At 32.7% G+C, this 25,169-nt stretch carries 24 protein-coding genes and 4 pseudogenes; 19 read left to right on the top strand and 9 right to left on the bottom strand.

What is annotated here, in order from left to right:
* Positions 1 to 177 precede the first annotated feature (177 nt).
* A pseudogene (locus CO726_RS27040) lies at positions 178 to 456 on the bottom strand (MerR family transcriptional regulator); the annotation flags it as partial.
* Between the two features lie 175 nt (positions 457 to 631).
* Between CO726_RS27040 and fumC the strand changes: the two are divergent.
* Positions 632 to 2,020, top strand: coding sequence for a class II fumarate hydratase (fumC, locus tag CO726_RS27035; RefSeq protein WP_099686296.1), 1,389 nt, complete (start codon positions 632 to 634; stop codon positions 2,018 to 2,020).
* 99 nt (positions 2,021 to 2,119) lie between these two features.
* Here the strand turns inward: fumC and CO726_RS33070 are convergent.
* Positions 2,120 to 2,775, bottom strand: a pseudogene (locus tag CO726_RS33070) (FAD-binding oxidoreductase); the annotation flags it as partial.
* Positions 2,768 to 3,061, bottom strand: a pseudogene (locus tag CO726_RS27025) (PH domain-containing protein); the annotation flags it as partial. The pseudogenes CO726_RS33070 and CO726_RS27025, both read right to left, overlap by 8 nt.
* Before the next feature lie 163 nt (positions 3,062 to 3,224).
* Between CO726_RS27025 and CO726_RS31985 the strand changes: the two are divergent.
* From CO726_RS31985 to CO726_RS27010, 3 genes are all read left to right on the top strand, one after another.
* Positions 3,225 to 3,386 carry a hypothetical protein gene (locus CO726_RS31985; protein WP_169513091.1) on the top strand — a complete coding sequence of 54 codons (162 nt, stop codon included), beginning with the start codon at positions 3,225 to 3,227 and terminating at the stop codon, positions 3,384 to 3,386.
* A 345-nt stretch (positions 3,387 to 3,731) separates the two neighbouring features.
* Positions 3,732 to 4,496: a DUF2087 domain-containing protein gene (locus tag CO726_RS27015; protein ID WP_016088466.1), complete on the top strand. Its 765-nt coding sequence runs from the start codon at positions 3,732 to 3,734 to the stop codon at positions 4,494 to 4,496.
* A 100-nt stretch (positions 4,497 to 4,596) separates the two neighbouring features.
* Positions 4,597 to 6,006: an MATE family efflux transporter gene (locus CO726_RS27010; RefSeq protein WP_099686294.1), complete on the top strand. Its 1,410-nt coding sequence runs from the start codon at positions 4,597 to 4,599 to the stop codon at positions 6,004 to 6,006.
* 55 nt (positions 6,007 to 6,061) lie between these two features.
* On the opposite strand, the gene CO726_RS27005 is transcribed toward CO726_RS27010, so the two are convergent.
* Complete coding sequence (locus tag CO726_RS27005) at positions 6,062 to 6,760, bottom strand: peptidase E (protein WP_098760396.1); 699 nt, start codon at positions 6,758 to 6,760, stop codon at positions 6,062 to 6,064.
* Positions 6,761 to 7,153: 393 nt separating this feature from the next.
* Here CO726_RS27005 and CO726_RS27000 point away from each other — a divergent pair, with 393 nt between their 5' ends.
* The 13 genes and pseudogenes from CO726_RS27000 to CO726_RS26940 all read left to right on the top strand — a co-directional run bounded on the left by CO726_RS27000 (position 7,154) and on the right by CO726_RS26940 (position 18,324).
* Positions 7,154 to 7,552: a DUF3942 family protein gene (locus tag CO726_RS27000; protein WP_136699872.1), complete on the top strand. Its 399-nt coding sequence runs from the start codon at positions 7,154 to 7,156 to the stop codon at positions 7,550 to 7,552.
* A gap of 107 nt (positions 7,553 to 7,659) precedes the next feature.
* Positions 7,660 to 8,073, top strand: a complete 414-nt coding sequence (locus tag CO726_RS26995; protein WP_099686293.1) for a BlaI/MecI/CopY family transcriptional regulator — start codon at positions 7,660 to 7,662, stop codon at positions 8,071 to 8,073.
* A gap of 4 nt (positions 8,074 to 8,077) precedes the next feature.
* Positions 8,078 to 8,890, top strand: a complete 813-nt coding sequence (locus CO726_RS26990; RefSeq protein ID WP_099686292.1) for a M56 family metallopeptidase — start codon at positions 8,078 to 8,080, stop codon at positions 8,888 to 8,890.
* Between the two features lie 74 nt (positions 8,891 to 8,964).
* Positions 8,965 to 9,057 (top strand): annotated as a pseudogene (locus CO726_RS33335) (cytochrome c biogenesis protein CcdA); the annotation flags it as partial.
* Positions 9,058 to 9,148: 91 nt separating this feature from the next.
* Positions 9,149 to 9,703, top strand: coding sequence for a TlpA family protein disulfide reductase (locus tag CO726_RS26980; RefSeq protein WP_099686290.1), 555 nt, complete (start codon positions 9,149 to 9,151; stop codon positions 9,701 to 9,703).
* Positions 9,704 to 9,721: 18 nt separating this feature from the next.
* Positions 9,722 to 10,402 (top strand): prolipoprotein diacylglyceryl transferase family protein, encoded by a 681-nt coding sequence (locus CO726_RS26975; RefSeq protein ID WP_099686289.1) that lies wholly within the window; start codon positions 9,722 to 9,724, stop codon positions 10,400 to 10,402.
* Between the two features lie 712 nt (positions 10,403 to 11,114).
* The gene (hblC, locus tag CO726_RS26970; RefSeq protein ID WP_099686299.1) at positions 11,115 to 12,434 is read left to right on the top strand and encodes a hemolysin BL lytic component L2; all 1,320 of its coding nucleotides are present in this window, start codon (positions 11,115 to 11,117) and stop codon (positions 12,432 to 12,434) included.
* Positions 12,435 to 12,495: 61 nt separating this feature from the next.
* The gene (hblD, locus tag CO726_RS26965; protein WP_099686288.1) at positions 12,496 to 13,740 is read left to right on the top strand and encodes a hemolysin BL lytic component L1; all 1,245 of its coding nucleotides are present in this window, start codon (positions 12,496 to 12,498) and stop codon (positions 13,738 to 13,740) included.
* A gap of 31 nt (positions 13,741 to 13,771) precedes the next feature.
* The gene (hblA, locus tag CO726_RS26960) at positions 13,772 to 14,905 is read left to right on the top strand and encodes a hemolysin BL binding component B (RefSeq protein ID WP_099686287.1); all 1,134 of its coding nucleotides are present in this window, start codon (positions 13,772 to 13,774) and stop codon (positions 14,903 to 14,905) included.
* Positions 14,906 to 15,513: 608 nt separating this feature from the next.
* Entirely contained in the window at positions 15,514 to 16,134 is a 621-nt protein-coding gene (locus CO726_RS26955) for a DsbA family protein (protein WP_098760387.1), read from the top strand.
* Between the two features lie 290 nt (positions 16,135 to 16,424).
* Positions 16,425 to 17,246, top strand: coding sequence for an MBL fold metallo-hydrolase (locus CO726_RS26950; protein ID WP_099686286.1), 822 nt, complete (start codon positions 16,425 to 16,427; stop codon positions 17,244 to 17,246).
* 4 nt (positions 17,247 to 17,250) lie between these two features.
* Positions 17,251 to 17,643 carry a nuclear transport factor 2 family protein gene (locus CO726_RS26945; RefSeq protein ID WP_098760385.1) on the top strand — a complete coding sequence of 131 codons (393 nt, stop codon included), beginning with the start codon at positions 17,251 to 17,253 and terminating at the stop codon, positions 17,641 to 17,643.
* Positions 17,644 to 17,796: 153 nt separating this feature from the next.
* On the top strand, positions 17,797 to 18,324 hold the full coding sequence (locus tag CO726_RS26940; RefSeq protein ID WP_099686285.1) for a nuclear transport factor 2 family protein: 528 nt from the start codon (positions 17,797 to 17,799) through the stop codon (positions 18,322 to 18,324).
* A gap of 368 nt (positions 18,325 to 18,692) precedes the next feature.
* Here CO726_RS26940 and CO726_RS26935 read toward each other — a convergent pair whose 3' ends face one another.
* Positions 18,693 to 19,238 (bottom strand): helix-turn-helix domain-containing protein, encoded by a 546-nt coding sequence (locus CO726_RS26935; protein WP_098760383.1) that lies wholly within the window; start codon positions 19,236 to 19,238, stop codon positions 18,693 to 18,695.
* A gap of 149 nt (positions 19,239 to 19,387) precedes the next feature.
* Here CO726_RS26935 and CO726_RS26930 point away from each other — a divergent pair, with 149 nt between their 5' ends.
* A complete protein-coding gene (locus tag CO726_RS26930) occupies positions 19,388 to 20,719 on the top strand; it encodes a D-serine ammonia-lyase (RefSeq protein ID WP_099686284.1) in 1,332 nt (443 codons plus the stop codon).
* Positions 20,720 to 20,872: 153 nt separating this feature from the next.
* Entirely contained in the window at positions 20,873 to 22,120 is a 1,248-nt protein-coding gene (locus CO726_RS26925; RefSeq protein WP_099686283.1) for a DUF445 domain-containing protein, read from the top strand.
* 30 nt (positions 22,121 to 22,150) lie between these two features.
* On the opposite strand, the gene exsE is transcribed toward CO726_RS26925, so the two are convergent.
* From exsE to CO726_RS26905, 4 genes are read right to left on the bottom strand one after another with little or no spacing between them, the layout of a single operon-like run.
* A complete protein-coding gene (gene exsE / locus CO726_RS26920; protein ID WP_099686282.1) occupies positions 22,151 to 23,107 on the bottom strand; it encodes an exosporium protein ExsE in 957 nt (318 codons plus the stop codon).
* A complete protein-coding gene (locus tag CO726_RS26915) occupies positions 23,104 to 24,174 on the bottom strand; it encodes a hypothetical protein (protein ID WP_099686281.1) in 1,071 nt (356 codons plus the stop codon). The genes exsE and CO726_RS26915 overlap by 4 nt, the downstream gene beginning before the upstream one ends.
* Positions 24,167 to 24,610, bottom strand: coding sequence for a hypothetical protein (locus tag CO726_RS26910; protein WP_099686280.1), 444 nt, complete (start codon positions 24,608 to 24,610; stop codon positions 24,167 to 24,169). Before CO726_RS26910 ends, CO726_RS26915 begins: the two co-directional genes overlap by 8 nt.
* The gene (locus CO726_RS26905; protein WP_001195471.1) at positions 24,607 to 25,089 is read right to left on the bottom strand and encodes an RNA polymerase sigma factor; all 483 of its coding nucleotides are present in this window, start codon (positions 25,087 to 25,089) and stop codon (positions 24,607 to 24,609) included. The genes CO726_RS26910 and CO726_RS26905 overlap by 4 nt, the downstream gene beginning before the upstream one ends.
* Positions 25,090 to 25,169 lie beyond the last annotated feature (80 nt).

Genomic DNA, 25,169 nt, shown 5'->3' with positions numbered 1-25,169 from the left:
TTTGTGTAATCTCAAGATTTTGTTGATTATAAAACATAAAAACGCCTCCTTTCTTTTTATTCTTCTAGAAAAGGAGACATTTTTAAAGTGTTTTATTTAAAAATTGTATTGACAGAGTTGTTTTTCAACACTCTGAAAATAAAAAATCACCTTCTACAATATGTAGAAGGTGATTTTTTATTTTGTAATAGGAGTTGAAGAAGTTATCTCGTCCTCATATTTAGAAATTTTTTGTTGTATCTTTTTTAAGTTTTTTTCAGTGTCTCGAATGAGCTGTAAGAGATTGGCCTTCTGTTGTTTCATTAATTCCAACCGTTGAAAGATGGTAGATTCTTCAGCCATAGACCAGTCGATAAATTGTTTTATTTTTTGAATTGGCATACCGGTGTTTTTTAAACATAAAATCATTTCTAAATATTTCAGTGCTTCTTCATCAACCACTCGATCTCCTTTTTCATATGGAATTCCTCCAGTAGTGTTATAGAAAGGATATAGCCTAAACTTAAGTTTAGGTCAAGAAGAATTTTTAAAAATAAAATATCTATATGTGAGAGTGAGAATTCTTATCATTTGAGAGAAAGTCTGTTATGATAAGAAATGTAGGTATTATATTTTTCAAGGGGATGAAAACATGGAGTACAGAATTGAAAGAGATACATTAGGAGAAATAAAAGTTCCAGCTGATAAATTATGGGCAGCACAAACACAACGTAGTAAAGAAAACTTCCCGATTGGAACAGAGAAAATGCCACTTGAAATTGTAAAAGCATTTGCAATTTTAAAGAAGAGTGCAGCACTTAGCAATCAAAAATTAGGAAAGTTATCAGAAGAAAAAACAGAAGCAATTGTGGCAGCAGCTGACGAAGTGATTGCAGGGAAATGGAATGAACATTTTCCACTTGTCGTATGGCAAACGGGTAGTGGTACACAGTCAAACATGAATGTGAATGAAGTAATTGCAAATCGAGGGAATCAAATTTTGAAAGAGAAGGGGTTTGACGTACATATACATCCGAATGATGATGTGAACATGTCCCAAAGTTCAAATGATACATTTCCAACGGCGCTGCATGTAGCTTGTGTAATCGCAGTAGAAAATCACGTATTACCAGCAATTACGAAATTAAAAGAAACGTTGGCAGAAAAAGTAACTGCATTTGAACATATTATAAAAATTGGTCGTACACACTTACAAGATGCAACACCGTTAACATTAGGACAAGAAATTAGCGGATGGCACCGTATGCTTGAAAAAACAGAGCGTATGATTGCAGAGAGCAATACATATATGAAAGAGCTTGCAATTGGTGGTACTGCAGTTGGAACAGGTATTAATGCTCATCCTAAATTTGGTGAGATGGTGTCAGAGGAAATTAGTCAATTTACAGGTAAGAAATTTATTTCTGCACAAAATAAGTTCCACGCATTAACGAGCCATGATGAAGTTGTATATACGCATGGTGCATTAAAAGCATTAGCAGCTGATTTAATGAAGATCGCGAACGATGTGCGCTGGCTGGCAAGTGGCCCACGTAGTGGTCTAGGAGAAATTATTATTCCGGCAAATGAGCCAGGAAGCTCTATTATGCCAGGTAAAGTAAATCCAACGCAAAGTGAAGCGTTAACGATGGTTGTAGCGCAAGTGATGGGAAATGACGCAACAATCGGATTTGCTGCGAGTCAAGGTAATTTTGAGTTAAACGTATTTAAACCAGTTATTGCATATAACTTCTTACAATCCGCTCACTTATTAGCAGATGCAATTGTTTCATTTAATGATAATTGTGCAGTAGGTATTGAAGCAGATGAAGAAGTAATTAAAGAGAATGTGAATCGTTCACTAATGCTTGTAACAGCATTAAACCCGCATATCGGATATGAGAATGCAGCGAAAATTGCGAAGCATGCTCATAAAGATGGTTTAACTTTAAAAGAAGCAGCATTGCAATCTGGACTGCTAACAGAAGAACAATTTGATGAAATTGTAGATCCGAAAAAAATGATTGCTCCAAAAGAGTAATAGAAGAAGCCAAGGTTCGTATTTTAGAATCTTGGCTTTTTAGATGTTAATTTTTAATTCCTTGTGGAAAAGTGAATACATTTAAAGGATCATACTGTTCATCGCTTCAAGGAAACTGACATATTGTAAATTCATTCTTACTCCACTTATATGGAGTAGTTCTTGTAAAATAATCGTTGCATCTTCGGGAGGACCGTAATATAAACCACGTCCATATATCGCTAGTCCTTCTGCGGAGGAATTATAAATACTTACACCGATTGTCATTTTCTTATTTAAATTAACTAACCAGCTTTGCCATGTATGAAGAAATTCTTTTTGCATGTCTACTGAAGTGTTAGGCCAATATAGTTCAATTAAAGTAACTTTGTCAACTTTTGGAGGAAGCTTAAACGTTAATGAAACGATGACACCAAAGTTTCCGCCACCTGCCTCGCGGCACGCCCAAAATAAATCTTTATGGCAAGTTTCATTAGCTGTAATCACTCTACCTTTATAGTCTATTAATTCTAGCTCTATTAAACTGTCACAACCAAGTCCAAAATATCTGCTAGAATAGCCCCAACCACCACCTAATGTGTATCCGCTTACTCCAACAGTTGGACAAGTTCCTCCTGGAAATGGATAACCTTTTGAGGAAATATAGTCATAGACTTGTTTGTTTTGAGCTCACCTTGAATTACTAGTATATTTTTGTGCTGATTAAGTTGTATACAGTTCATTTTACTTATATCAATTACGAGGACGTTGCTGCCTAGTCCACTTTTCGGAGCGAAGTGTTTTGCCAGAGTATTTAATGTGGCGAATATTTTCAAATGGAATTTCAGTACGCAGTATGAAACCATGTTTTACAACAAGAGATGATGCCGTTATGTTGTAGTGAGAAAAATAGAATGATGAAAGATTTACGATATTTAGTAGCATCATGAGAGTGAAAAAAATAGAATTTTCATTTTGGAAGAATAGCGAAACGAAAAAAATAATTATAAATAATGTAATAAAAATGACATGAAATGGATTCTTTTTCGCTTTAAATTTCAAGATAGTCACCTCGGTATACGTGTACTTTAACTAAATTAAATCACAACATTGTAATAAAACGGGTGGATATGCATAATTGCATATTCTTTCGGTTTATTATTAATGTAAAATTTCTTGATGGGATAAATTCAAAGGAAGTTTTGTAATAGTGGAGTGGCATAAAGTGACTTACAAGAATAGAAAGCTAGCGTTAGTCATAATTAGTTGTATGATGATTATGGGTAGTTGTGCTAATAAATTTGTTGAAGATCGAAACCGAAAGCATGTATTTGTACAGGCAAGTAAAGTTTTAGTAGAGATTGTAGATAGAATATATAAAAGGTAAAAGGTGTTTTCGTAAACGGAAACATCTTTTTTATAGTTAAAATTGAATGTTGAAGTTTTGGAATGAGTGAATACCGGTTCCGTGTTTAATAAGCTCTTTATCATTTAAATATTGAATAGCATATTTCACCTCTTTCAATTCGTAATTCATGTATTAAATACATTCGCTTTTCGTTGCTTTATGTCCTTTTTAAATAATATCTAATAGATGTTTTTATAAAAGTTTATAAAATAGGTAAACGAAACATTGAAATGTTTATTTTAATTGTGTTAAGATGATGAGGTGGTGATAAACAATATTGGGATTTGTCTGTTTTTAGATAAACATTTTAAAGGAGTGTTTAGTATGAGTGATATTTCAGAGAAGTTTTGGGATGCGTCGGTAGAGGAATTGAAAAAAGGGTATGTGTTTGATGAGGAAGCAGAGGAATATATTTGTTTAGCTTGTGGAGAAGCGTTTATTAAGGGTGTTATTTATCAAGATAATCAAGTTTTGTATGAAGCAGAGAAGTTTGTACAAGTGCATGTGCAAAATGAACATACGTCTATGTTTGATTATTTATTAAACCTTGATAAGAAGTATACGGGTTTAACTGATTTGCAAAAGAAGATGGTTCAGTTTTTCCATATGGGGCTGAATGATAAAGAGATTGTAAAAGAGATGGATGGCGGAAGTACTTCAACAATACGAAATCATCGATTTACACTTCGAGAGAAAATGAAACAGGCGAAAGTATTTTTAGCGTTAATGGAACTGTCAGAAGAAAAATCAAAAGTACAAACGAAATTTGTACCCATTCATAGAACAGCAACGATGGTGGATGATCGTTACAATATTACGCAAGAAGAAAATGATGAAGTATTAAAAGCTCATTTTACAGAAGGATTAGATGGACCGCTTTCTAAATTCCCGAAAAAGCAAAAGCGTAAATTAATTATATTACGCCATTTAGTGACGAAGTTTGATAGTAATAAAAAGTATACTGAAAAAGAAGTAAATACTATCATAGAAAGCGTATATCCGGATTTTGTGACTTTAAGAAGATATTTAATCGAATATGGTTTTTTAGATAGAACAGCTGATGGAAGCCAATATTGGGTGAAGTTATAATAATACGGAAAAGAAAATGAATAGAAGTATATCATTATAACAACTATACAAAGAGATGGAAATTGAAAAAATAGATTTTTAATAAAAGGAGAAATGAAATTTGAAACCACCTACAGATAATAATAAAGAAGGTGCGGAGTCACATAAGTTAGAAAGTAAGAGTAAACCGATATGGAAATCGATGTCGATGTTTTTAGTACCGTTACTATTAAGTAATGTATTACAATCGGTTGGACAATTATTTGGTATGGTAGTAGTAGGAAGATGGCTTGGTGTAAATGATTTAGCGGCCATATCAGCATTCTTTCCACTATTTTTCCTACTCGTTTCATTCGTAATTGGTATCGGTTCAGGAAGTTCTATATTAATTGGTCAGGCGTTTGGTGCTAAAAACGAAGATCGTTTAAAAGCTATCGTTGGTACGACACTGACATTTACCTTTATTATTGGAGTTGTGTTGGCGATAATAGGTAGTATTTTTGCGATGGATATTATGCGCCTTATGGGAACGCCAGAAAATATTATTGAAATAAGTGTACACTATGCACGTATTTTATTTATATCGATGCCAGTATTATTTTTATACTTCGCATACACAACATTTATGAGAGGTACAGGAGATTCTAAAACACCATTTTACTTTTTAATTGTAAGTACAGCGCTAAATATGATCTTATTACCGATTCTTATTTTTGGATGGCTAGGAGCTCCGAAATTAGATGTGTATGGAGCAGCCTATGCTTCTGTTATATCTACAGTGATTACGTTCATTGTCATGTTAGTGTATTTAAAGAAGAAAAATCACCCACTACAATTAGATAGTACGGTAAGAAAATATCTTCGAATGGATGGGGAGTTATTAAAGTTATTGCTACGACTCGGTATTCCAGCAAGTATTAATATGATATTAGTTTCATTATCTGAAATTGCAGTAATCGCGTTTGTAAATCGTTACGGTTCGGATGCAACAGCGGCATATGGCGTTGTGAACCAAGTTGCAAGTTATGTACAAATGCCAGCAGTTAGCCTTGGTATTACAGTTTCCATTTTTGCGGCACAATCCATTGGTGCGAATCAATTTGATCGATTGCAGAAAGTTGTGAAGGCCGGAATTATTATGAACTACGTCATCGGTGGTGTGCTAATATCTCTTATTTACTTGTTCTCAAGAGATATTCTATCACTATTTTTAACGAGTCAAACTACAATTGAAATTGCTCATAGTCTAGTTATGATTACATTATGGAGTTATTTAATTTTCGGGCATGCGCAAATTATTAGTGCGACAATGCGAGCAAGTGGTACAGTACTTTGGCCAACTGTTATCGGCGTTGTATCAATATGGCTTGTTGAAGTACCTGTAGCGTATTATCTTTCTTACCATACAAGTCTTGGCATAGAAGGGATATGGATTGGGTACCCAGCAGCATTTATTGTCAGCTTACTATTACAGTATGCATATTATAAGCTTTCATGGCAGAAGAAACGAATTACACGATTAGTGAGTTAAATAATAAAAATGTCCCTAAGTAATTATACTGAGGGACATTTTTGTAAGTGTAGTTTTACAAATAGCTTTTCAAAGTGATATCAAAATGTTGTCTAATGAGTTTGTTATCACTTATATAAAACTCCCACGCTTTTTCAGGTTCACCGATAATTTCAAAAGATTCTTCTGTAATATATAAAGCGCAATTATCCTCTAGTGCAATTCCTTCTATATTACCTTGATGATGTTGTAAAAAGGAATGGAAGGCGTTCATTCTATTTAATTGATTATAATGTGGACAAAACCTTTTGTTCACAATCCCCCAGCCATTGCTCTCTATATAACCAGAACCTTCATAATCTGAGCGGATACTAGATGTGAACCAGCACATAGCACCAGCGCTACATCCTGCAATGAGTGTTCCTTGCTCCAGAGCCAATAATAATTTTTCATCTAGTTTATGTTCTTTCCATTGTGTAAGCATGTGAATATAGTTCCCACCACCGAGATAAATTAAATCAGCAGACTGAATTATTTCGTCTATTTCATATTTAGAAGGTGTATCGGCTATAATACGTAAAATTTGTACTTCACAGTGTAATTGTTTTTCAAATGTGTCTAAAAATAATTTTATATAGCTTTCATCATCATTACTAGCTGTAGGAATGAATAATACTTTTGGATACTGTTTATTTGTTAATTCTATAAGTCGCTCATTAATAGGCGAGTGATTTGATTCTTGTAAATCACCGCCACCAATGACAGCTAATTTCATAGTAAAGCACCACCTAATCATTTTCGTTATATAAAAATTCGATAGAAGAGAGTTACATTCCTTCTGTGATGTAATGAATAAGTAGAAAATATAGTTTGAATATATTGGAATAGTAAAGCAGAGACTGGCTACATAGAGAAATGAATTAGAAACAATTTATCGATATATAATACTTCATACTATTGTTTCAAAATATGGAAACAATATGTTTAAATGGATATAACGAAGCATGAATTCATATTGAATGAGTGCTTATACTTTAAAAAGGAATCGGAAATAATAGAGATTTTACAAATGAGTTTTTACTTTTAATAGGAACTTGTATTACAATATGGTAAAAGTATTTCAATATATTTATTTAATATAAAAATACAAAGAGGGAGCGTGAAAAAAGTGGATTTTCGATTCGAATTTACAACGAAGGTGAAAGAATACTTGGATGATGAGAAGGATGAAAAAATAATAAAAGATGGACATAGAGATATCATTTTTCAGTATTTATATCCGCTAGAGAGTGAAATTGGTATTTATAAAAATCCTAACTTTACTTTTTTTGCATCAGGAAGACGCTCACATATCGTATTAGAAAATGTTGAATTTAAAACAGAGGTAAATGTAAAAAGTAATATCATTGAAATTACAAAAATAGTGGATAATGTCGTTATTCCGTTAGATACTATCGTAGCGAAAAATCGGGAATTATTTGCACTTGGGCGTAATGAGAAGTTTAGTGTACAAATATTAGAGCAGTATCTCTTTGATACATTTGGAGAGAAATTAGGTTTAAAATGAATGGAATGGCGGACGTATTTATAGGTAGTGAATTTTAGTGTATATCATTCGTGTTTGACCTTTCATTTAATTTGTACTACAATTCGTAGTGTGAAAGGAGCCATACTATGTTTACTCAAAACTATAAGTTAAATGAGCAAGGGTTAAATCATTTTTTTGGACCGCTTGAAGCGAAAATTATGGAGATTGTTTGGTCTACCGAGGGTATTACGATCAAAGAAGTGCAGCAGAAATTAAGTGAAGAATCACCTGTGAATTTTAATACTGTAATGACAGTTATGAACAGGTTAGTAGAGAAATTACACTTAGAAAAACAGACTGTGAAAAGAAGTGGTATATATCGCGCTGTACAAACGAAAGAAGAATTCTTATCCAATCAAACTAAGAAAATGACACAGGAATTGATGGGGGAATTTGGAGAGTTAGTTGTAAATCATATGCTAGATGAGTTAGAGCAAGCTGATCCGACTTTAATAAAAAAATTAGAAGAAAAATTGAGTCAGTTAAAAAAAGAGGGTTAATGAAATGAAATGGCAAATGCGTAAAATCGTATTGTTAGCAGTCATTGTGAGTACCCTCTTTTTCAGTATGTTAGTGTATTACGTTACATATCCATTTCTGTTTCAAAATAAGGCGTTCTTTCTTTCGAATTTTTGCTTGTTCCAGTTAGAACAACATATGAAGGAATTATCGCTCATTCGTAGTATAATTGCTGGATTTCTACTACTTACTGTGTTCATCGTGTGCAAAAGAATGTGGCGACAATTTTTCTATAGTAAAAAATTACAAAAAGTACTTATCCCTTTCGTTCGAAAAGGAAAACAAATATATATATTGCCGACCGCAGAAGTTGCGGCATTTACAATTGGATTATTTCGTCCGAAAGTTGTCATGTCGGAAGGGATGCTTCAAACATTTTCAGATGAAGAAATGGATGCGATTATTTTTCATGAAGAATATCATCAAACTAATCGAGATCCGTTAAAATTATTTTGTTTTACGTTATTAGCAGAAGGAATGGTGTACATCCCAATATTAAAAGGGCTATTACAGCGCTATCATGTGTATCAGGAGTTAGCTGCAGATAAGTATGCGATGCGAAAAATGAAATCTAAATTCGAGTTAGGTAGCGCGTTATTAAAATTAATTAAAATAAAGACAATGGAAAATCGATGTGTTACAGCTTCATTTGCAAAAACAGCAATAAATTTACGAATCGAGCAAGTGTTAAATGAAAAAGTTGTTAAGCTTAATATTCCGTTACATACGAATTCGGTATATGTAACATTAGGTTTATTCTGTATGTCGGTTGTACTTATTGTCGGAGAGTGCATATAGCCTCTTTTTTTTAGAATTAGAACTACATATTGTAGTGCTTCAAGGGGAATAAAACGAATGCAGCAGATTTAACAATTTGGCTTGTAGCTGGGGCAGGAGTATTGTCATTTATATCACCATTTTTTTTACCGCTATATCCATCTTATTTATCATATATTACAGGTATTTTATTGTATACAAATCAAATGACAAAAATTACAGCGTTCTTTATCCGTCTATTTGGTGGATTTACAGGGTTTTAAAATGAGGAGGAAAAAAGTGAAGAAACTAATTGCTATTATACTAGTAGGAGCGCTCGTTTGGGCGGGTGTTAACTTTTATAATTCAAAGAAAGAAGAAAAGGAAAGAAAAGCGAAGCAAGCAGAGTTACAAGAGAAAGAAGTATTACCACAAGTAGGCTTTAAAGCGCCAGACATAACATTAAAAGGATTAGACGGGGAGTTGTATTCGTTAAATGATGCAAAAGGAAAACCATATGTTATTAATTTTTGGGCATCGTGGTGTGGCCCATGTGAAATGGAGGCACCTGACTTAGTTCATATGTATGATAAATATAAAAAGGACGTTGAAATTTTTGCGGTAAATGCAACTATCGGAGATCCAGTACAAGAAGCGAGTGCATTTGCAGATCGTCATGGATTTAAGTTTCCTGTTTTACTAGATATGGACGGAGTTGCTGGATTAGATTATAAAGTATTCTCGTTACCAACGACATTTTTTGTTAATAAAGATGGAATTATAGTAGAGCAAGTACGAGGCGTATTACCTCCAGATCAATTAGAAGAGAAATTTAAGAAATTAATTGAGAGTTAAAGAGGGGATTTTGTAGTGATGGAGTGGATCGTAAGGTTACAACCCGTATCTCTTATAATTGGAAGTCTATTTGGATTTATGTTAATGAAACGAAAGATGAAGCAACAAAGTGTACCATATGAAAAAATGATGGATGCTGTAACAAATGCTTTTCTTATCATCGTATTTGTATGGAAATTTACACCAGCAATTTTAAATCCAGTATGGGCTATTAGGTCGCCATTGCAAGCATTATTAGCTATAGGAAGTATGCAGCATATTATAGTAGGATGCATAATGGCAAGTGTATACATTGTTTGGAGAAGTAAAAAGGAGCAATTTTCGCTTCGTATTTTACTTGATGTATTGCCTTTTGCATTGTGCATGAGTAGTATCTTTTATTTTTTATTCCATCGAGAAGTAGGTGCACAAACGACACTACCATGGGGAATGAAAATATATGAATCTAAATTTTTATACCACCCCATTTTCGCATACGAGATCATCCTTGCTCTTTGTATAATGGGCTTGTTATGGATAAAAAATGAAAGGATAGGAAATGGAAAAAATATAAGTGTTTTTCTAATTATTGAGGGATTTGCTCATATCATTATTTCGTTTATTAATGAACAAAATTCGGTTCTATTTGGTTTATCAATAGAACAAATAATGAGTGTATTTGTTATTAGTTTAGGGATTTTATTGATTCAAAAACATTAAGAAATAGCCATGTGCAGACAAAGTAAGGCAGACTGCTGAACCGGTGGTATAAAAGGCAAGTTATAATTGATAAAATATAATGAATAGGCTGATAGATTATGTATAAGAAGAGTAAATTGAAGAGATGTCCTAAATATGGTACTAGGACATCTTTTTTTGCTTTAATGGGATTTAGTCTATACATAATAATTGATAAAACGCTTAATGTATGAGTGAAATCACAGTAAAAAACTCTTCTATAGGAAAGAAGATATACTATTCTGAAGGCAATGCTGTTTTGTCTAACTTTATGGGATCACTTCATTTGTAAATATGCAATTTTACATATTCATATAAAGTACATATATACATAAAAAACCATAAAATTATATTAAAATCATTTTTTTAAAAGATATATATTAAGATTGAATGATATCATTAAAATTTTCGTTTAATTATCTTAGTATAATTACTTCACCTCGTGAAGTGATAGTTATACTTAAGTTTTTTAAGTATAACTTTAAAAAAATAAAACGTTTAATGTCAGAAAAATCAAATATAACAAATGCGATTTTCTAGTTTACTTATGAAAAACATAGTGTTTAAATGATGGGGAAGTAAAGTCTTTACGCTCTATTAAAAAATCGAGTGTACGAGAGGAGAAATTCTAACGTTAGATTTTACAATGTATACGATTAATATCGTAAAAAATAATAGTGAAGAGGTGTACGGAATGAAGAATAAAATTATGGCAGGATTTTTAATAACATCAATTGTTTCTGGTGCGACTATTCCTATTAATACACTCGCAATGCCAATCGTTCAGGCAGAAATGAAACAAGATAATATAGATATTTCCTCAGCATTACGAAAAATAGGTGCACACTCCAAATTAACACAAACCTTTATAGATGGAGCCTTAGCAAGTCCGAATGTACAACTTGAAGAAGTTCCATCTTTAAATACAAATCAATTTCTAATTAAACAAGATATGAAAGAGTGGTCATCAGAACTATACCCAAAATTAATTCTATTAAATTCAAAAAGTAAAGGATTTGTAACTAAATTTAATAGTTATTATCCAACATTAAAAGGGTTTGTAGATAATAAGGAAGATAAAGAAGGGTTTACAGATAGACTGGAAGTCCTTCAAGATATGACCATAACAAACCAAGAAAGTGTGCAACGTCAAATTAATGAGTTAACAGATCTAAAACTACAGGTAGATAAGAAGTTGAAAAATCTTGATACCGATGTGACAAAAGCACAGAGTATCCTTAGTTCAGAGGGAACAGGAAAAATAGATAAGTTAAAAACTGAAATGCTAGATACAAAAAAATCAATTCAAAATGATTTACAGCAAATAGCATTATTACCAGGAGCTTTAAATGAACAAGGGCTGAAGGTATTCCAAGAAATTTATAGTTTATCAAAAGATATCATTGAACCGGTTGCTCAAACAGCAGTAGTAGCGTATAACAAAGGAAAAGAAATAAACAATGCTATTGTAGACGCAGAGAAGAAAGCAGAGAAAGAAGCAAAAGAAAAGGGAAAATCAGATATAGAAATTGAGGCGGCCAAAAAAGAAGCACGTGAAGCGATAGAGAAAAGTAAAAAAGGTGAAATCGCCGCAGCTGCAGTTACAAAAACGAAAGAGTATGATCTTATGAAAGTGATTGACCCTGAAAAAATAAAAAAAACATATAGTACTTTTGCTGAAATTAATAAACTAACAACAGAGCAAATAGCACATTTAAATGATTTAGAGAAACAAAACCAGAAATTATATAACTTAACAACTAAATTAACAGTGGCAGATTTACAAAAATCAATGATTCTTTTCATGCAAAATGATTTGCATACATTTGCTAACCAAGTAGATGGAGAAATTAATTTAATGAAACGCTACAAAGAGGATTTGAATCTAATAAATAATAGTATTACAAAATTATCAACTGAAGTTGATACAAATAATACTCAGTCTCAAAAAGCTATATTAAGACGACTAAAAAATGTAACAACTCAACTCGAAGAGCAAGTTAATAAATTTTAATATTAAGAAGTTAGGTTTAACGAAAGATTAAAAAGCAACTGAAAATAAGGAGGAGAATCAAATAATGAAATTCCCATTTAAGGTCATAACTTTGGCCACTTTAGCAACGGTTATAACTGCTACAAATGGTAGTACTATTCATGCACTTGCACAAGAACAGACAGCTAAAGAACAGACAGTTCAAGAACAGAAAATAGAAAAGTATGCGTTAGGACCTGAAGGGTTAAAGAAAGCGTTGGCTGAAACAGGTTCACATATTCTTGTAATGGATTTGTACGCAAAAACAATGATTAAGCAACCAAATGTAAATTTATCCAATATTGATTTAGGTTCAGGAGGGGGAGAATTAATCAAAAACATTCACCTGAATCAGGAACTGTCACGAATCAATGCAAATTACTGGTTAGATACAGCGAAGCCAAGCATTCAAAAGACAGCACGTAATATTGTGAATTATGATGAACAATTTCAAAATTATTACGACACACTAGTAGATACTGTAAAAAAGAAAGATAAGGCGGGCCTCAAAGAAGGTATAGATGATTTAATCGGTACAATTCATACAAATTCAAAAGAAGTTACGGAAGTCATTAAGATGTTAGAAGCTTTCAAAACAAAGTTGTATACAAATACTATAGATTTTAAAAATAATGTTGGAGGTCCAGATGGTCAGGGAGGATTAACGGCTATATTGGCAGGAAAACAAGCACTAGTCCCACAACTTCAGGCTGAAATTGAGAATCTACGTTCTACGCAGAAAACACATTTTGATAATGTATTAGCCTGGTCAATTGGTGGTGGATTAGGAGCAGCTATTTTAGTTATTGGAACGATTGCAGGAGCGGTAGTAATTGTTGTGACTGGTGGCACAGCGACACCAGCTGTTGTTGGTGGTCTTACAGTACTAGGGGCAGCGGGTATTAGTTTAGGAACAACAGCTGGTGTTGAGGCATCTAATCATATGAACTCTTATAATAAGATTTCAAATAAAATTGGAGAATTAAGTATGAAAGCCGATCTTGCTAACCAAGCAGTTATTTCACTTACTAATACAAAAGATACTTTGACATATTTGTATCAAACAGTTGATCAAGCAATTATGTCTCTAACAAGTATTCAGCAACAATGGAATAAAATGGGAGCAAACTATAAAGATTTATATGATAATATCGATCAAATGCAAGAACATAAACTTTCGTTAATAACTGACGATTTAAAGGCTGCTAAACAAAGTTGGAATGATATTCATAAGGACGCAGAATTCATTTCAAAAGACATTGCTTTTAAACAAGAAAAAATAAACTAAAAATTTATATATATGTATAGGAGGAATTAAAGTGAATAATAAATTTCCTTATAAACTACTTGCTGTATCGACATTTTTAACCCTGACAACAACTACTGTAGTTTCTCCAGTAGCAGCTTTTGCAAGTGAAAATAAAATAGAACAAACGAGTACTGAAGATATATCTCTTTCTGTAAACAGCGAAAAGATGAAAAAAGCTTTGCAAGATGCTGGGGTATTTGCAAAATCCATGAATGATTACTCTTATTTGTTAATTAATAATCCAGATGTTAACTTTGAAGGAATTGATATTAAAGGATATACAAATCTACCTAGTCAAATTCTACAAGATCAAAAGAATGCAAGAGAGCATGCTACGAAATGGGATACGCACATAAAAAAACAACTTTTAGATACACTGACAGGGATTGTAGAGTATGATACCACATTTGACAATTATTACGATACATTAGTAGAAGCAATTAATGAAGGAGATGCAGATACATTAAAAGAAGGTATTACAGACCTACAAGGTGAGATTAAACAAAATCAAGTGTATACACAAAATTTAATACAAGAACTAGCTAAATTAAGAGATAATATTGGAGATGATGTACGAGCATTTGGGGGGCATAAAGATATCTTGCAATCGATTTTAAAAAACCAAGCATCTGGAATAGATGAAGATGAAAAGCGCCTAAATGATGTTTTAGAGCAAGTAAGACATTTTAAACAAGTAGAATCGGATGGAATCATAACTGTATCAGTTCCCTCAATTCCTACATGGATTGCTGGCGGTGTAATGATAGGGGTAGCAAGAAATAATTTAGGTACGTTAGAGCCGTTATTAGTGCAATTACGTCAAACGGTAGACTATAAAATAACATTAAATCGTGTAGTTGGAGTTGCGTATAATAATATTGCTGAAATGCAAAATGCAATTGGATCAGCTATTAATGCTCTTACCTATATGTCAGCACAATGGCATGATTTAGATTCTCAATATTCAGGAGTACTTAATCATATTGATAAAGCATCCAAAAAAGCAGGTCAAAATAAATTTAAATTCTTAAAACCTAACCTGAATGCAGCGAAAGATAGTTGGAAAACATTAAGAGCAGATGCGTTTACATTAAAAGAAGGAATAAAAACATTAAAAATGGATCCTGTTCCTTCAAAAAAATAGGGAAATACGGTTTTGTTGTAAAGTTTTCTAAAATATAGAGACTTTAAAAACATACTGTTAAATAATCAAATGATTCTTTATATATTAAAAAGGTGGAGTTGCATTAAGGGCTCCGCCTTTTTGACGATATGCCTCTAATGAGCTAAAACTTTTGAAATGTTAATTTCAAATCTTTATTAGGATAGAAATTTAATGTTTTTGTTAAAAAAGAATTGACTTCTATAAAAGTTGTAACTAAAATGGTTACATAGAGTTGTAATTGATTTAGTTACAACTTGTGGCTATTTAAAGTGAAAATAAGGTTTATATATTTAATTAAGGATGGTAGTCCGCATTTTATTGCTCGGTGTAGAAAGTTACTAACGTATTTAAATCCAGGCATATTCCGAACTTTATTATCTTCTATTTTGGAGCAATAATGTGCAGCATTATCTTTTGTTAAAGATCTTATCTGATTTTTTGGGGAAGGGTTAGTTTTGAAAAATATAGTAAGGTAACTCAAAAAAGAACAAGATATAAAAAAGATGTACTTATATAAGCCAGAAAGTTAGCTGAGAATTTTAAGTGTTAGCTGGACTGGTTAATAAAAATAAAGGTAGGAGATTTAAATGGAGAAGAAACAAGATAATCTTATATACGTATGGGACGCATATTGTGGGTGGTGTTATGGATTTTCAGAAAGTATTAAAGGATTTTACAAAGAACACACTGAAATGCCGTTAACAGTTTTATGTGGAGGGTTATTTTTAGATGATTTACCAATAAAAAATTTCTCATATATAGAAGAGGGGAATAAAAGAATTAATCAACTTACAGGTGCAGAATTTGGTCCTTCCTATCAAAAATTGGTGGAAGAAGGTACTTTTAAAATGAATTCAAAAGATGCTGCAATTGGCTTTTCAGCATTACGCTCATTAGCGCCAGACCGTTTGTTAGAATTCACTTCGGCTATGCAAAAAGCGTTTTATTATGAGGGAAAAAGTCTAAGTGATCCTGAAACATATCGTAAGATTGCAATTGAGCATGGTTTGAATCCTGAACAAGTACTAGAACGTTTAAACGCTCAAGAAACAATAATAGATGTCCAAAACGATTTCAATAAAGTTCGACAGCTTGGTGTTAATAGTTATCCTTCATTACTTTTACAAAAGGATAATCAAATTATTCCTATTGGTGGTGGGGTAATGACGCCAGATAAAATTGAAGCGCGTTTTAAAAATTTATATTAAAAAATTTCAAGTTACAGTTTATAACATGTAACGTTTTGAAAAAGACTAGAAGTGGATGGACTTAAATCTTTTTTATTACAGTTAGAGTTTCAATTTATTTTTAAAGAGAGTTCAAGTTATAGGGTAAAGTAAGTAGCAAACATGTTAGCTTATACAAAATGATATTCATGTCCCGTCAATTTGCTGATGTTATCACACCTTCAAGCAAATTGAAGAGAACGCTTCTGTCAGAACAGGATAAAAATGTGTGACCTATTTGATAACTTTTAACAAAAGGAGAATAACATTCTATGTTTAAAACAATCGATACAAATCAAAAAGATGTAAAATTGACGGTGTTTAGTTCAGACGAAAAAAGTTTCATGGTCACTGCAACCTTAGTTGAGAAAGCAGGACATGCATTTTTAATAAACTCAAAATTTACGCAGTCTGATTCGAAAGAAATTGTAGAGTATTTGAAAAAAAACGATTTATCTTTAGATAAAATCTTTATTATTCATGGGGATCCTGACTACTACTTTGGATTAGAAAGTATGAAAGCTGCATACCCAGAAGCTATAGCGTATGCTACAGAGTCTACGGTTGAACATATCGTTCATTCTGTATTAGGGAAATTGAAAGTTTGGAAAGATGCACTTGGAGAAAATGCACCAAGTAATGTGGTATTGCCTCAAGTGTTTAAGGAAAAAACGATTGATTTTCAGGGATTAACATTTGAACTAGTAGGCTTAGACGATTACAGAACTAGCTTATTTAACAGAGAACTGAAATTATTAATTGGGGGAATAGATGTATTTAACGAAATCCATCTATTCTTAGCGGATACTAGCTCAAAAGCAGCAATGGAGGCATGGATTGCGAACTTGAAAGTATTACAAGCTTTAAATGCTGACATAATAGTACCAAGCCATGGATCAATTGAAAAATCATTAGATAATCAAGCGATTACTGCAACTATGGATTATCTAAGAACTGCAATTCAAGCTTCTGAGGAAAGTAAAACTTCAAAAGATTTTGTAGCAAAACTTGATACAGCATATCCAGGCTATGCTAATAAAGGTGTATTAGAATTAAGTGCAAAAGTTGTAACAAAAGAAATGCCATGGGGTTAATGCTATGAATAAATATCAAAAATTATTACATGAAACGTATGTGTTAACTGGCGAGGGAAAATTGGATGATTTCAAAGCGTATTTAAGTGAGAATGTATCTTGGACAGAGTCTGCTGGATTTCCATATGCAGGTACTTATATAGGCCCAGATGAAGTAGTGAAAAACGTACATGAACGTCTTGGCACGGAATGGGATAACTATAGCGCTAAAGATGAAATGTATGCATTTAATAATAATACTGTTATCGTTTATGGGAAATATAGTGGAACATTTAAAGCAACAGGAAAATCATTTGTAGCTGATTTCTGTCATCTTTATGAATTTGATGAGAACGATAAGGTTAAGAAATTTATTCAAATTGTGGACAGTGCAACTGTTAATGAGGTATTAAGTTAAAGTTAATAGTTTCTAGCATACCGTGTATAGGGGGCAGTGTTAGTAAAAACTGGTCTTGCCAACATTACTTCTCACTTCACATTGTGGGAAGTTTTTTCCTTCATCAAGCGTGTTATCGAAAATGAATTATATAATTAGAAGAGGTATGTATATATGAAATTAGAGAAAAATTTAATAATAATAATTGTTTCTGTATTTATTTTAGGAATTGTGTCAACTTTGATATTCCAAGCTTCCACTGGCAATAAAAAAGGCAATTCAATAAAGAATGAGAATGTTGCACCAGTATCGAAAGATGATGTGACAGAAAAAGAAAAGAATAAAAAGATGGTAGTTGATTTCTATAATGAAGTTTTTAACAAACATAATATCGATATTATCCCTAAATATGTAAGTGAAGATTATAAGCAACATAATCCTTTTGTGGCTGATGGACGAAAAGCTTTCATGGATTTCTTTAAGGAGGATTTTGTTAAAAAACCTAATTCCTCTGCAGAAATTAAACGTGTAGTAGCTGAAGGAGATACAGTTGCTCTTCATGTACATTCTCGTACGAATTCTCAAGATAAGGGAGTTGCTATAGTGGATATTTTTCGTATAAAGGATGGTAAGATCGTCGAACACTGGGATGTAATTCAAGAGATTCCAAATGAGACAGCCAATAATAATACTATGTTTTAGGTAGAAAATATATTGGATTATTTTTTAATATTAGAGTTGTATAGTATCCGGAAATTTAGATGAATTGTGTATAAGAAGAACAAAATAAAGGGATGTCCTAGATATAGTACTAGGACATCTTTTTTGTTTTAAAGAGATTTAATTTATATATAATAATTGATGATACTCTTGATGTATGAATAAAATTGCAGTAAAAAACTCTTCTATAGGAAAGAAGAGTTTTTTGAGTCTATACTATTCTGAATACAGTATTGTTTTGTCTAATTTTATGGGGGCAGTTAATTATGAATTGACTCCAATTGTTAGATACAGTCTAACAATGGAAGGCGTAATTTTTTTATGAGGATTAACCTGTTTTTATATGTATATTAAAAAATCGGCGGAGTAACAGAAAATAAAACAATCGCATTTTTCTCGAAATGATTCACCCATTTATGTTTTAAATAAGCAGGTATTTTTACGCTATCACCAGTTTCTAATATGTATTCTTCTTCGTTTAAATATAATGTGATTTTCCCTTCTAATACAAATGCTAATTCTTCACCTTTATGTTCTAGCACATTTTCTGATGAAGCTGTATTCGGTGGAACAGTCATAATTGCTGTGGCTAAATTCCCTGTGAAATCAGGTGATAACAATTCATATGATAAATTATCGATAATCATTTTTTTACGTTTATGAGAACGAACAATTAAATCGTCTGTATTTGTATCTTCAAGTAAAAAACTAAATGTTGGAACATCAAGGGCTTTAGCGAGCATCTTTAATGTTTGAATGGAAGGGTTAGCAGAACCACGCTCAATTTGACTTAACATAGATGGTGTAATATCGGCCATCTTTGCTAGGTCTTTACTCGTTAAACCTTTTTCTTTTCTTTGTTTTTCAATTTTTTTACCAATATCTATATTTTCCATAATGAAAATCTCCTAACGATTATCAAATTATATTTAAATAAATTAAATTAAAATTAACTAAAATGAATAATTTATGTTAAACTATATTAAAATTAAATTAATTATAATTTATTATTTAGCAAGCTACAAGGTTATGAGGAGGAAGAGGAATGAAAGGAATCGAGAAAATAAAAGAGCAATATCCACTATTAAACAAACTAATTGCAACAGAAGAAGTATTTTGGATAAACCCGAATATAGAAAAGTATGAAACAGCAATAAAAGGTTCACCGTTAAATGAAGGAAATGTAAAAGACGCGGAAGAAAGATTAAAGCGTTTTGCACCATATATTGCGAAAGTTTTTCCTGAAACGAAAGAGACGAACGGCATAATTGAATCCCCTTTAGTGAAAATTCCTTCTATGAAACAAGCTTTAGAGAAAAATTACGGGCAACCTATTTTAGGAGAATTATTATTAAAATGTGATAGTCATCTTCCGATATCAGGATCAATTAAAGCTAGAGGCGGCATTTATGAAGTGTTGAAGCATGCTGAACAATTAGCTTTGCAGCATGGTATGTTAACAGAGGATGAAGACTACTCAATTTTAGATAGTGATACATGTAGAGAGTTTTTTGCAAAATACTCAATTGCGGTAGGTTCTACAGGTAATTTAGGGCTAAGCATTGGGATTATGAGCGCAAAACTAGGTTTTAATGTAACTGTTCATATGTCAGCAGATGCGAAACAATGGAAAAAAGATTTATTAAAAAGCAAAGGTGTAAATGTTATTGAATATGAAGCTGATTATAGTAAAGCTGTAGAAGAAGGAAGAAGGCAAGCAGATGCTGATCCTAGCTGTTATTTTGTAGATGATGAAAACTCACATGATTTATTTTTAGGATACGCAGTAGCAGCATCGCGTTTACAAAAACAATTAGAAGAGTTAGAGATTGTAGTAGATGAAGAACATCCTTTATTCGTTTATCTGCCGTGCGGAGTAGGGGGCGGACCTGGCGGAGTCGCATTTGGTTTAAAGTTATTGTATAAAGACAACGTACACTGTTTCTTTGCGGAGCCAACGCACTCGCCATGTATGTTACTCGGTTTAATGACAGGACTTCATGATAAAATTGCTGTTCAAGATATCGGGATTGATAATGTAACAGACGCGGACGGACTTGCGGTAGGGAGACCGTCTGGATTTGTCGGTAAAACGATGGAACCATTTTTAAGTGGGAATTACACAGTAAGTGATGAAGAGTTGTATAGATTATTAAAAGAACTGGCTGATACGGAAAATATTTATTTAGAGCCTTCTGCACTAGCGGGTATGATAGGACCAGTGAAAGTATGTAAAGAAGATGAGTATTTACAAAAACAACAGTTAATGGGGAAGATAAAGAAAGGTACTCATATTGTGTGGGGAACGGGTGGAAGTATGGTTCCAAAAGATGTAATGAATGAGTATTATAAGAGAGGTTTAGAATTAACAATATAAGGGAAATGAGGCTAGTTGTAGCCTCATTTTTTCATGTACATAAAAATCTTTGTTATTTTCACAATAGTTCTTTATAGTATATATAAAGGATAATTAATATTGTATAAATACAACAAAAAGCTTTATTTTACATAATAAGAGGATGTGTATACGATGTCATTACAGACTAAATATATAGCGGGTATTTCGCTTGGGATTATGGGAGTAGGTTTTGCTGCTTCTATCCCTTTTCAAGGAACGGTAGCTGGTGAGATTATACAAGGGGGATTTGAAGCTGGATTGGTTGGCGGACTTGCGGATTGGTTCGCAGTTACAGCTTTATTCCGTCATCCGATGGGAATTCCAATTCCCCATACAGCGTTATTACCTAAAAATCGTAAACGAGTAACGAAAGGGCTCATTCACACGTTAGAAAATGAGTGGCTAACGAAAGAAAGTATTACGAATAAAGTAAAAGAAATGCAGCTAGCACAAATGGTGCTGCAAATTGCAGAGAGAGAAATGCAGTCTGATGCTGTGAAGAAAGGAATTGTAACAATTGCTGAGAAGGCGATTGTTACAATAGATACGGAGAAATTAGCGGTTATTATTGAAAAAGAATTAAAGACGTATTTACATACAATTAATACAAGTAACATTTTACAAGTGCTTGTTGATCAATTAGTTGTGCAAGAATATGATGAAAAGACACTTGATTACATATTAGTAAAAGTGAAAGATTGGACAGCACAAGCTGAAGCGCGTTATCAGCTCGGAAGCTTAGGTATGAAGGCGATGGAAAATATAAAAGTAGATGGATTCTTGCAGTTTACGTTGAAATCGTTTATGAATATTGTAGATGAAGATAAAATTGGCGGCATTTTGCAGAAATTTATTATTAGCAATATTAACAGCTTACAAGATGCAGATAATAGCACGAGACAACTTATATTAGCGAAAATTCGCCAAGAAATTATAAATGTAAAAGAAAATGAAGCGTTACTACAAGAATTAGAAAATTGGAAAGAAAAGTGGATTTCAAATTGGAATGCTACTGACAAAATTAAAGAGATGCTGGAACAAGTGCAGCAAAAAGCAGTTACCTTTGCAAACAATGAAGAATTTACTGATAAATATGTTATTCCATTTTTACAAACACAAATGAATAAAATAAAAGAAGATGAAATGACTGTTCAAAAAATAGAAGAGTGGTTACAAAAACAAGTTGTGAAACTTGTTGAGAATAACCATTCGAAGATCGGAAAGCTTGTGCAAGAAAACCTTGATAAGTTAGATGATAAAACGTTAATCGAAATGATTGAAAATAATGTCGGTAAAGATTTGCAGTGGATCCGAGTTAATGGGGCTGTTTGCGGATTTATGATTGGATTAGTGTTAGAAGGAATTAAAGCGATTATATGAGAAAAACCTTCCACAATTGTGGAAGGTTTTTTATTTTTCGATAACACTTACATTTAAATTGTAAGCTTTCTCAATGTTTAGCTTGTACGTCCCATTTCCTGTTTTAATCGAATTTTTATACCAATATTCTCGGTCGATTAATTCTGGATTTTCTTCTGAAGTATTATCTTCTTTTTTCGTTAAATCTTCAACTTGTTCCCAAGGTGTGTTTCCGGGCGCTTCTTTTTTGTTTGTTACGGCGATTAAAGATACATCACTCTCTTTTGCAAGATGGACAGACACTCTTGAGCTTTCTTGTACAAACCAATTATTTTGTAATTGACCAGGATAAAGAGATAGTTCGTTATTTGAAGCACGGATTTCCACATTTTTATTTTGTGGAAGAGCGAGTGTTGGTTTTACCTGTGGTGCTGAATTCCATAATGTATGTTGAACTGGTAATGATTTCAAAGTGATATACATCGTTTCCCCAGCTGTTTGAACGGAAAGAAAATCTTCCTGTTTTAAATTGAGTTTTTCATTAGCTTTCATAGTCATTTCATATGTTCCAAGAAGGTGAATTTGATTTGTATTATTTCCCTCTATTGTTAGAGGGTGATGCCCTGCATCCACTACAATTTTTTTAATAGATTCAGGTATATCAAGTTGTCCACCTGGAATATTACTCGTTTGTCTAGTTGTATTAATAGAATGACGAACTTCTTCTAGTAATCCAGTTGATAATAAACAGTAAAAAGCAATTCCAACACTTCCTAAAACGCCGATAAAGAAAATACTAAAAATATCATATTTAATAAATGATTGTTCCTTCTTAGAAAATAGAAGATATAGTAAAATTTCCACGCCAAGTATAATAAGTAAAACAGGCCACCATGCTGTTAAGGAATCTAATACCTCAGTACCTTTTATAACTGAAAATAGTAAGAAGCAACCTAATGCAATAATAGAAAGCCCCATTGAAAATGTTCCAACGCGCCATGTTCTCATTCTTTTGTACCACCTTTGTTTTCTTTATTTCCAAGTAACAATTTAAAGCCGCCGCCAATTAAGAGGAGTGCAACGATAGATGTTTGAAAATAGCGATAATACAGCTCGCTAAGATGAATGTTAAATATAGTTGCGAAGTAATCATTCAAAATAGGAAGGACTGTTTGATCTAGTAAATAATAACCACCGAGTGTAATTAACCCAATACCGATCCATCTTTGATGATTGATAAAATAATCAATGATAGGTTCGTCATTTACACGTTCTTTTCCATACTTTGCAGTTTGCTGTAAAGCGTCAAAAAAGCTATAGAACCAAATGATTGGTACTAAAAATAAAAACGCTGAAAGTCTTAATAAGTCGAGTAAATATATTGAAAGTAAAAAGGCTGCCATAAGCTGAAGACCACGGCGTTGTAAGCCTAAATACATATGCCCTGCTCCAGGAAACATCGCTAAAATAGAAGCGAATGTTTTACTTTTCTTTCCGTGTTCACGGTGCTCTTCAAACTCTTCGAAAATAGTACGATCATCTAGTTGCTCGCCACGTTCTTTTTTCTGTAGTTGCTGCACAACATCGAAGAAATTGTAAATCCATAAAACAGGTAATGTAATAAGAAAGATAAGGAAACCTTCTTGTGATGTTAAGAGCGCAACGAAAATAATCATACTTCCTATTCCTGTGCAAGCTACTAAAAATGTAAGTCCACGTTGCATAAGGCCTAATTGAAAATGTCCAAGTCCAGGAATGATGGATAGAAGAATGATATAAAATCGTTCGCTCTCTTTAGATGACTCTGTAAATTCTCCGGCAGCTTGTTTTTTCGATTGATTAATAATAGTGATAACTAAATCTAATAAATTAATCGCCCATAACACGACTAGTAAAAATAGAGAAAGAAAAGCAATATCACGGGATCCTAATGCTATTGTACAAAATGCTGCAAAGATAAATAGAAATACAGCCCCTCCGCTATATAAAATAAACCGTCCAAACTTTTTTAAATATAAATGTCCAAGCCCGGGAATTAGCCCTAATACAAGTGCTAAAAAGGGATTTTTATTCATACTTTGAACCTCCGTTCTTTTTCGATGTGTCTACTGATTTGTTTACAATTTGTTGTGAGATAGAAGACTCGTTATGTTTTGAAGATTTCTCGAAATTTGATGTCGCTGTGAAAATATACTGGAATAAACCACTTACCATAAAAATAATTGTAGCCGCAGTTGCAATTATGTAGTGAATGATCGTGCGCTTTAGCGAGTTTGTTTTTATATTTTCATTAGACTGTAGTATTTCAAAATTAATTTGCGTCATAACTTCGTTCGTAAATGAATCATCATTTATCATTGGAAGGTTTTCATGTTGTTCATCAATACTTTCCATATAAAGTGCTAAACAATGATCACATTCATAAAGATGTTCTTCCATAGATTCACGTTCATTGCTTTCTATAAAATCTAATGTATAATTGCGCCAATCTTCTTTTGAATAATGCATCATAGAAACTCTTCCTCCTTCCAATGTTTTTTAATCCATTTTCTTGCCCGATACAGTTTCATTTCGACTGTTTTCACTTCGATATTTTCCTGCAAAGCAATTTCTTGATAGCTTTTTTCTTCTAAGTAATGTGCGAGAACGACGTCACGGTAATTTTCGGGAAGTTCTCTCAGTTTTTGAGCAATGAGTAATTTTTGCTCTTTCGTCAATAATAAAGCCTCGATATTATGAGAGGATTTTATATTTTCTTCAGTTTCTTTACATAAGGAGAGTTCTTCATTTTCTCTAGCTTTCTTTCTCTTATAATCAATAGCGTGATTGGTGGCAATACGCGCCATCCACGTTTTTAATCCGCGAAATTGATAATTAGGGAGAGAGGCGTGAATTTTTACGAATACTTCTTGTGTAACATCTTTCGCATCTTCTTCATGTCTTAAAATAGAAAAGATAACTTGAAAAATATAATGACGATATGTTTGCACAAGGATACGAAAAGCATGTTCGCTTCCTTGCTGTGCTTTTTCAATTAATTGTTTTTCCTCAATGGGTCTCTCCCTCCTTT

It is taken from the genome of Bacillus fungorum, assembly GCF_002746455.1.
Classification (GTDB): domain Bacteria; phylum Bacillota; class Bacilli; order Bacillales; family Bacillaceae_G; genus Bacillus_A; species Bacillus_A fungorum.
The sequence above is the reverse complement of the archived record's forward strand: the minus strand, read 5'-3'. Positions and strand labels throughout refer to the sequence as shown.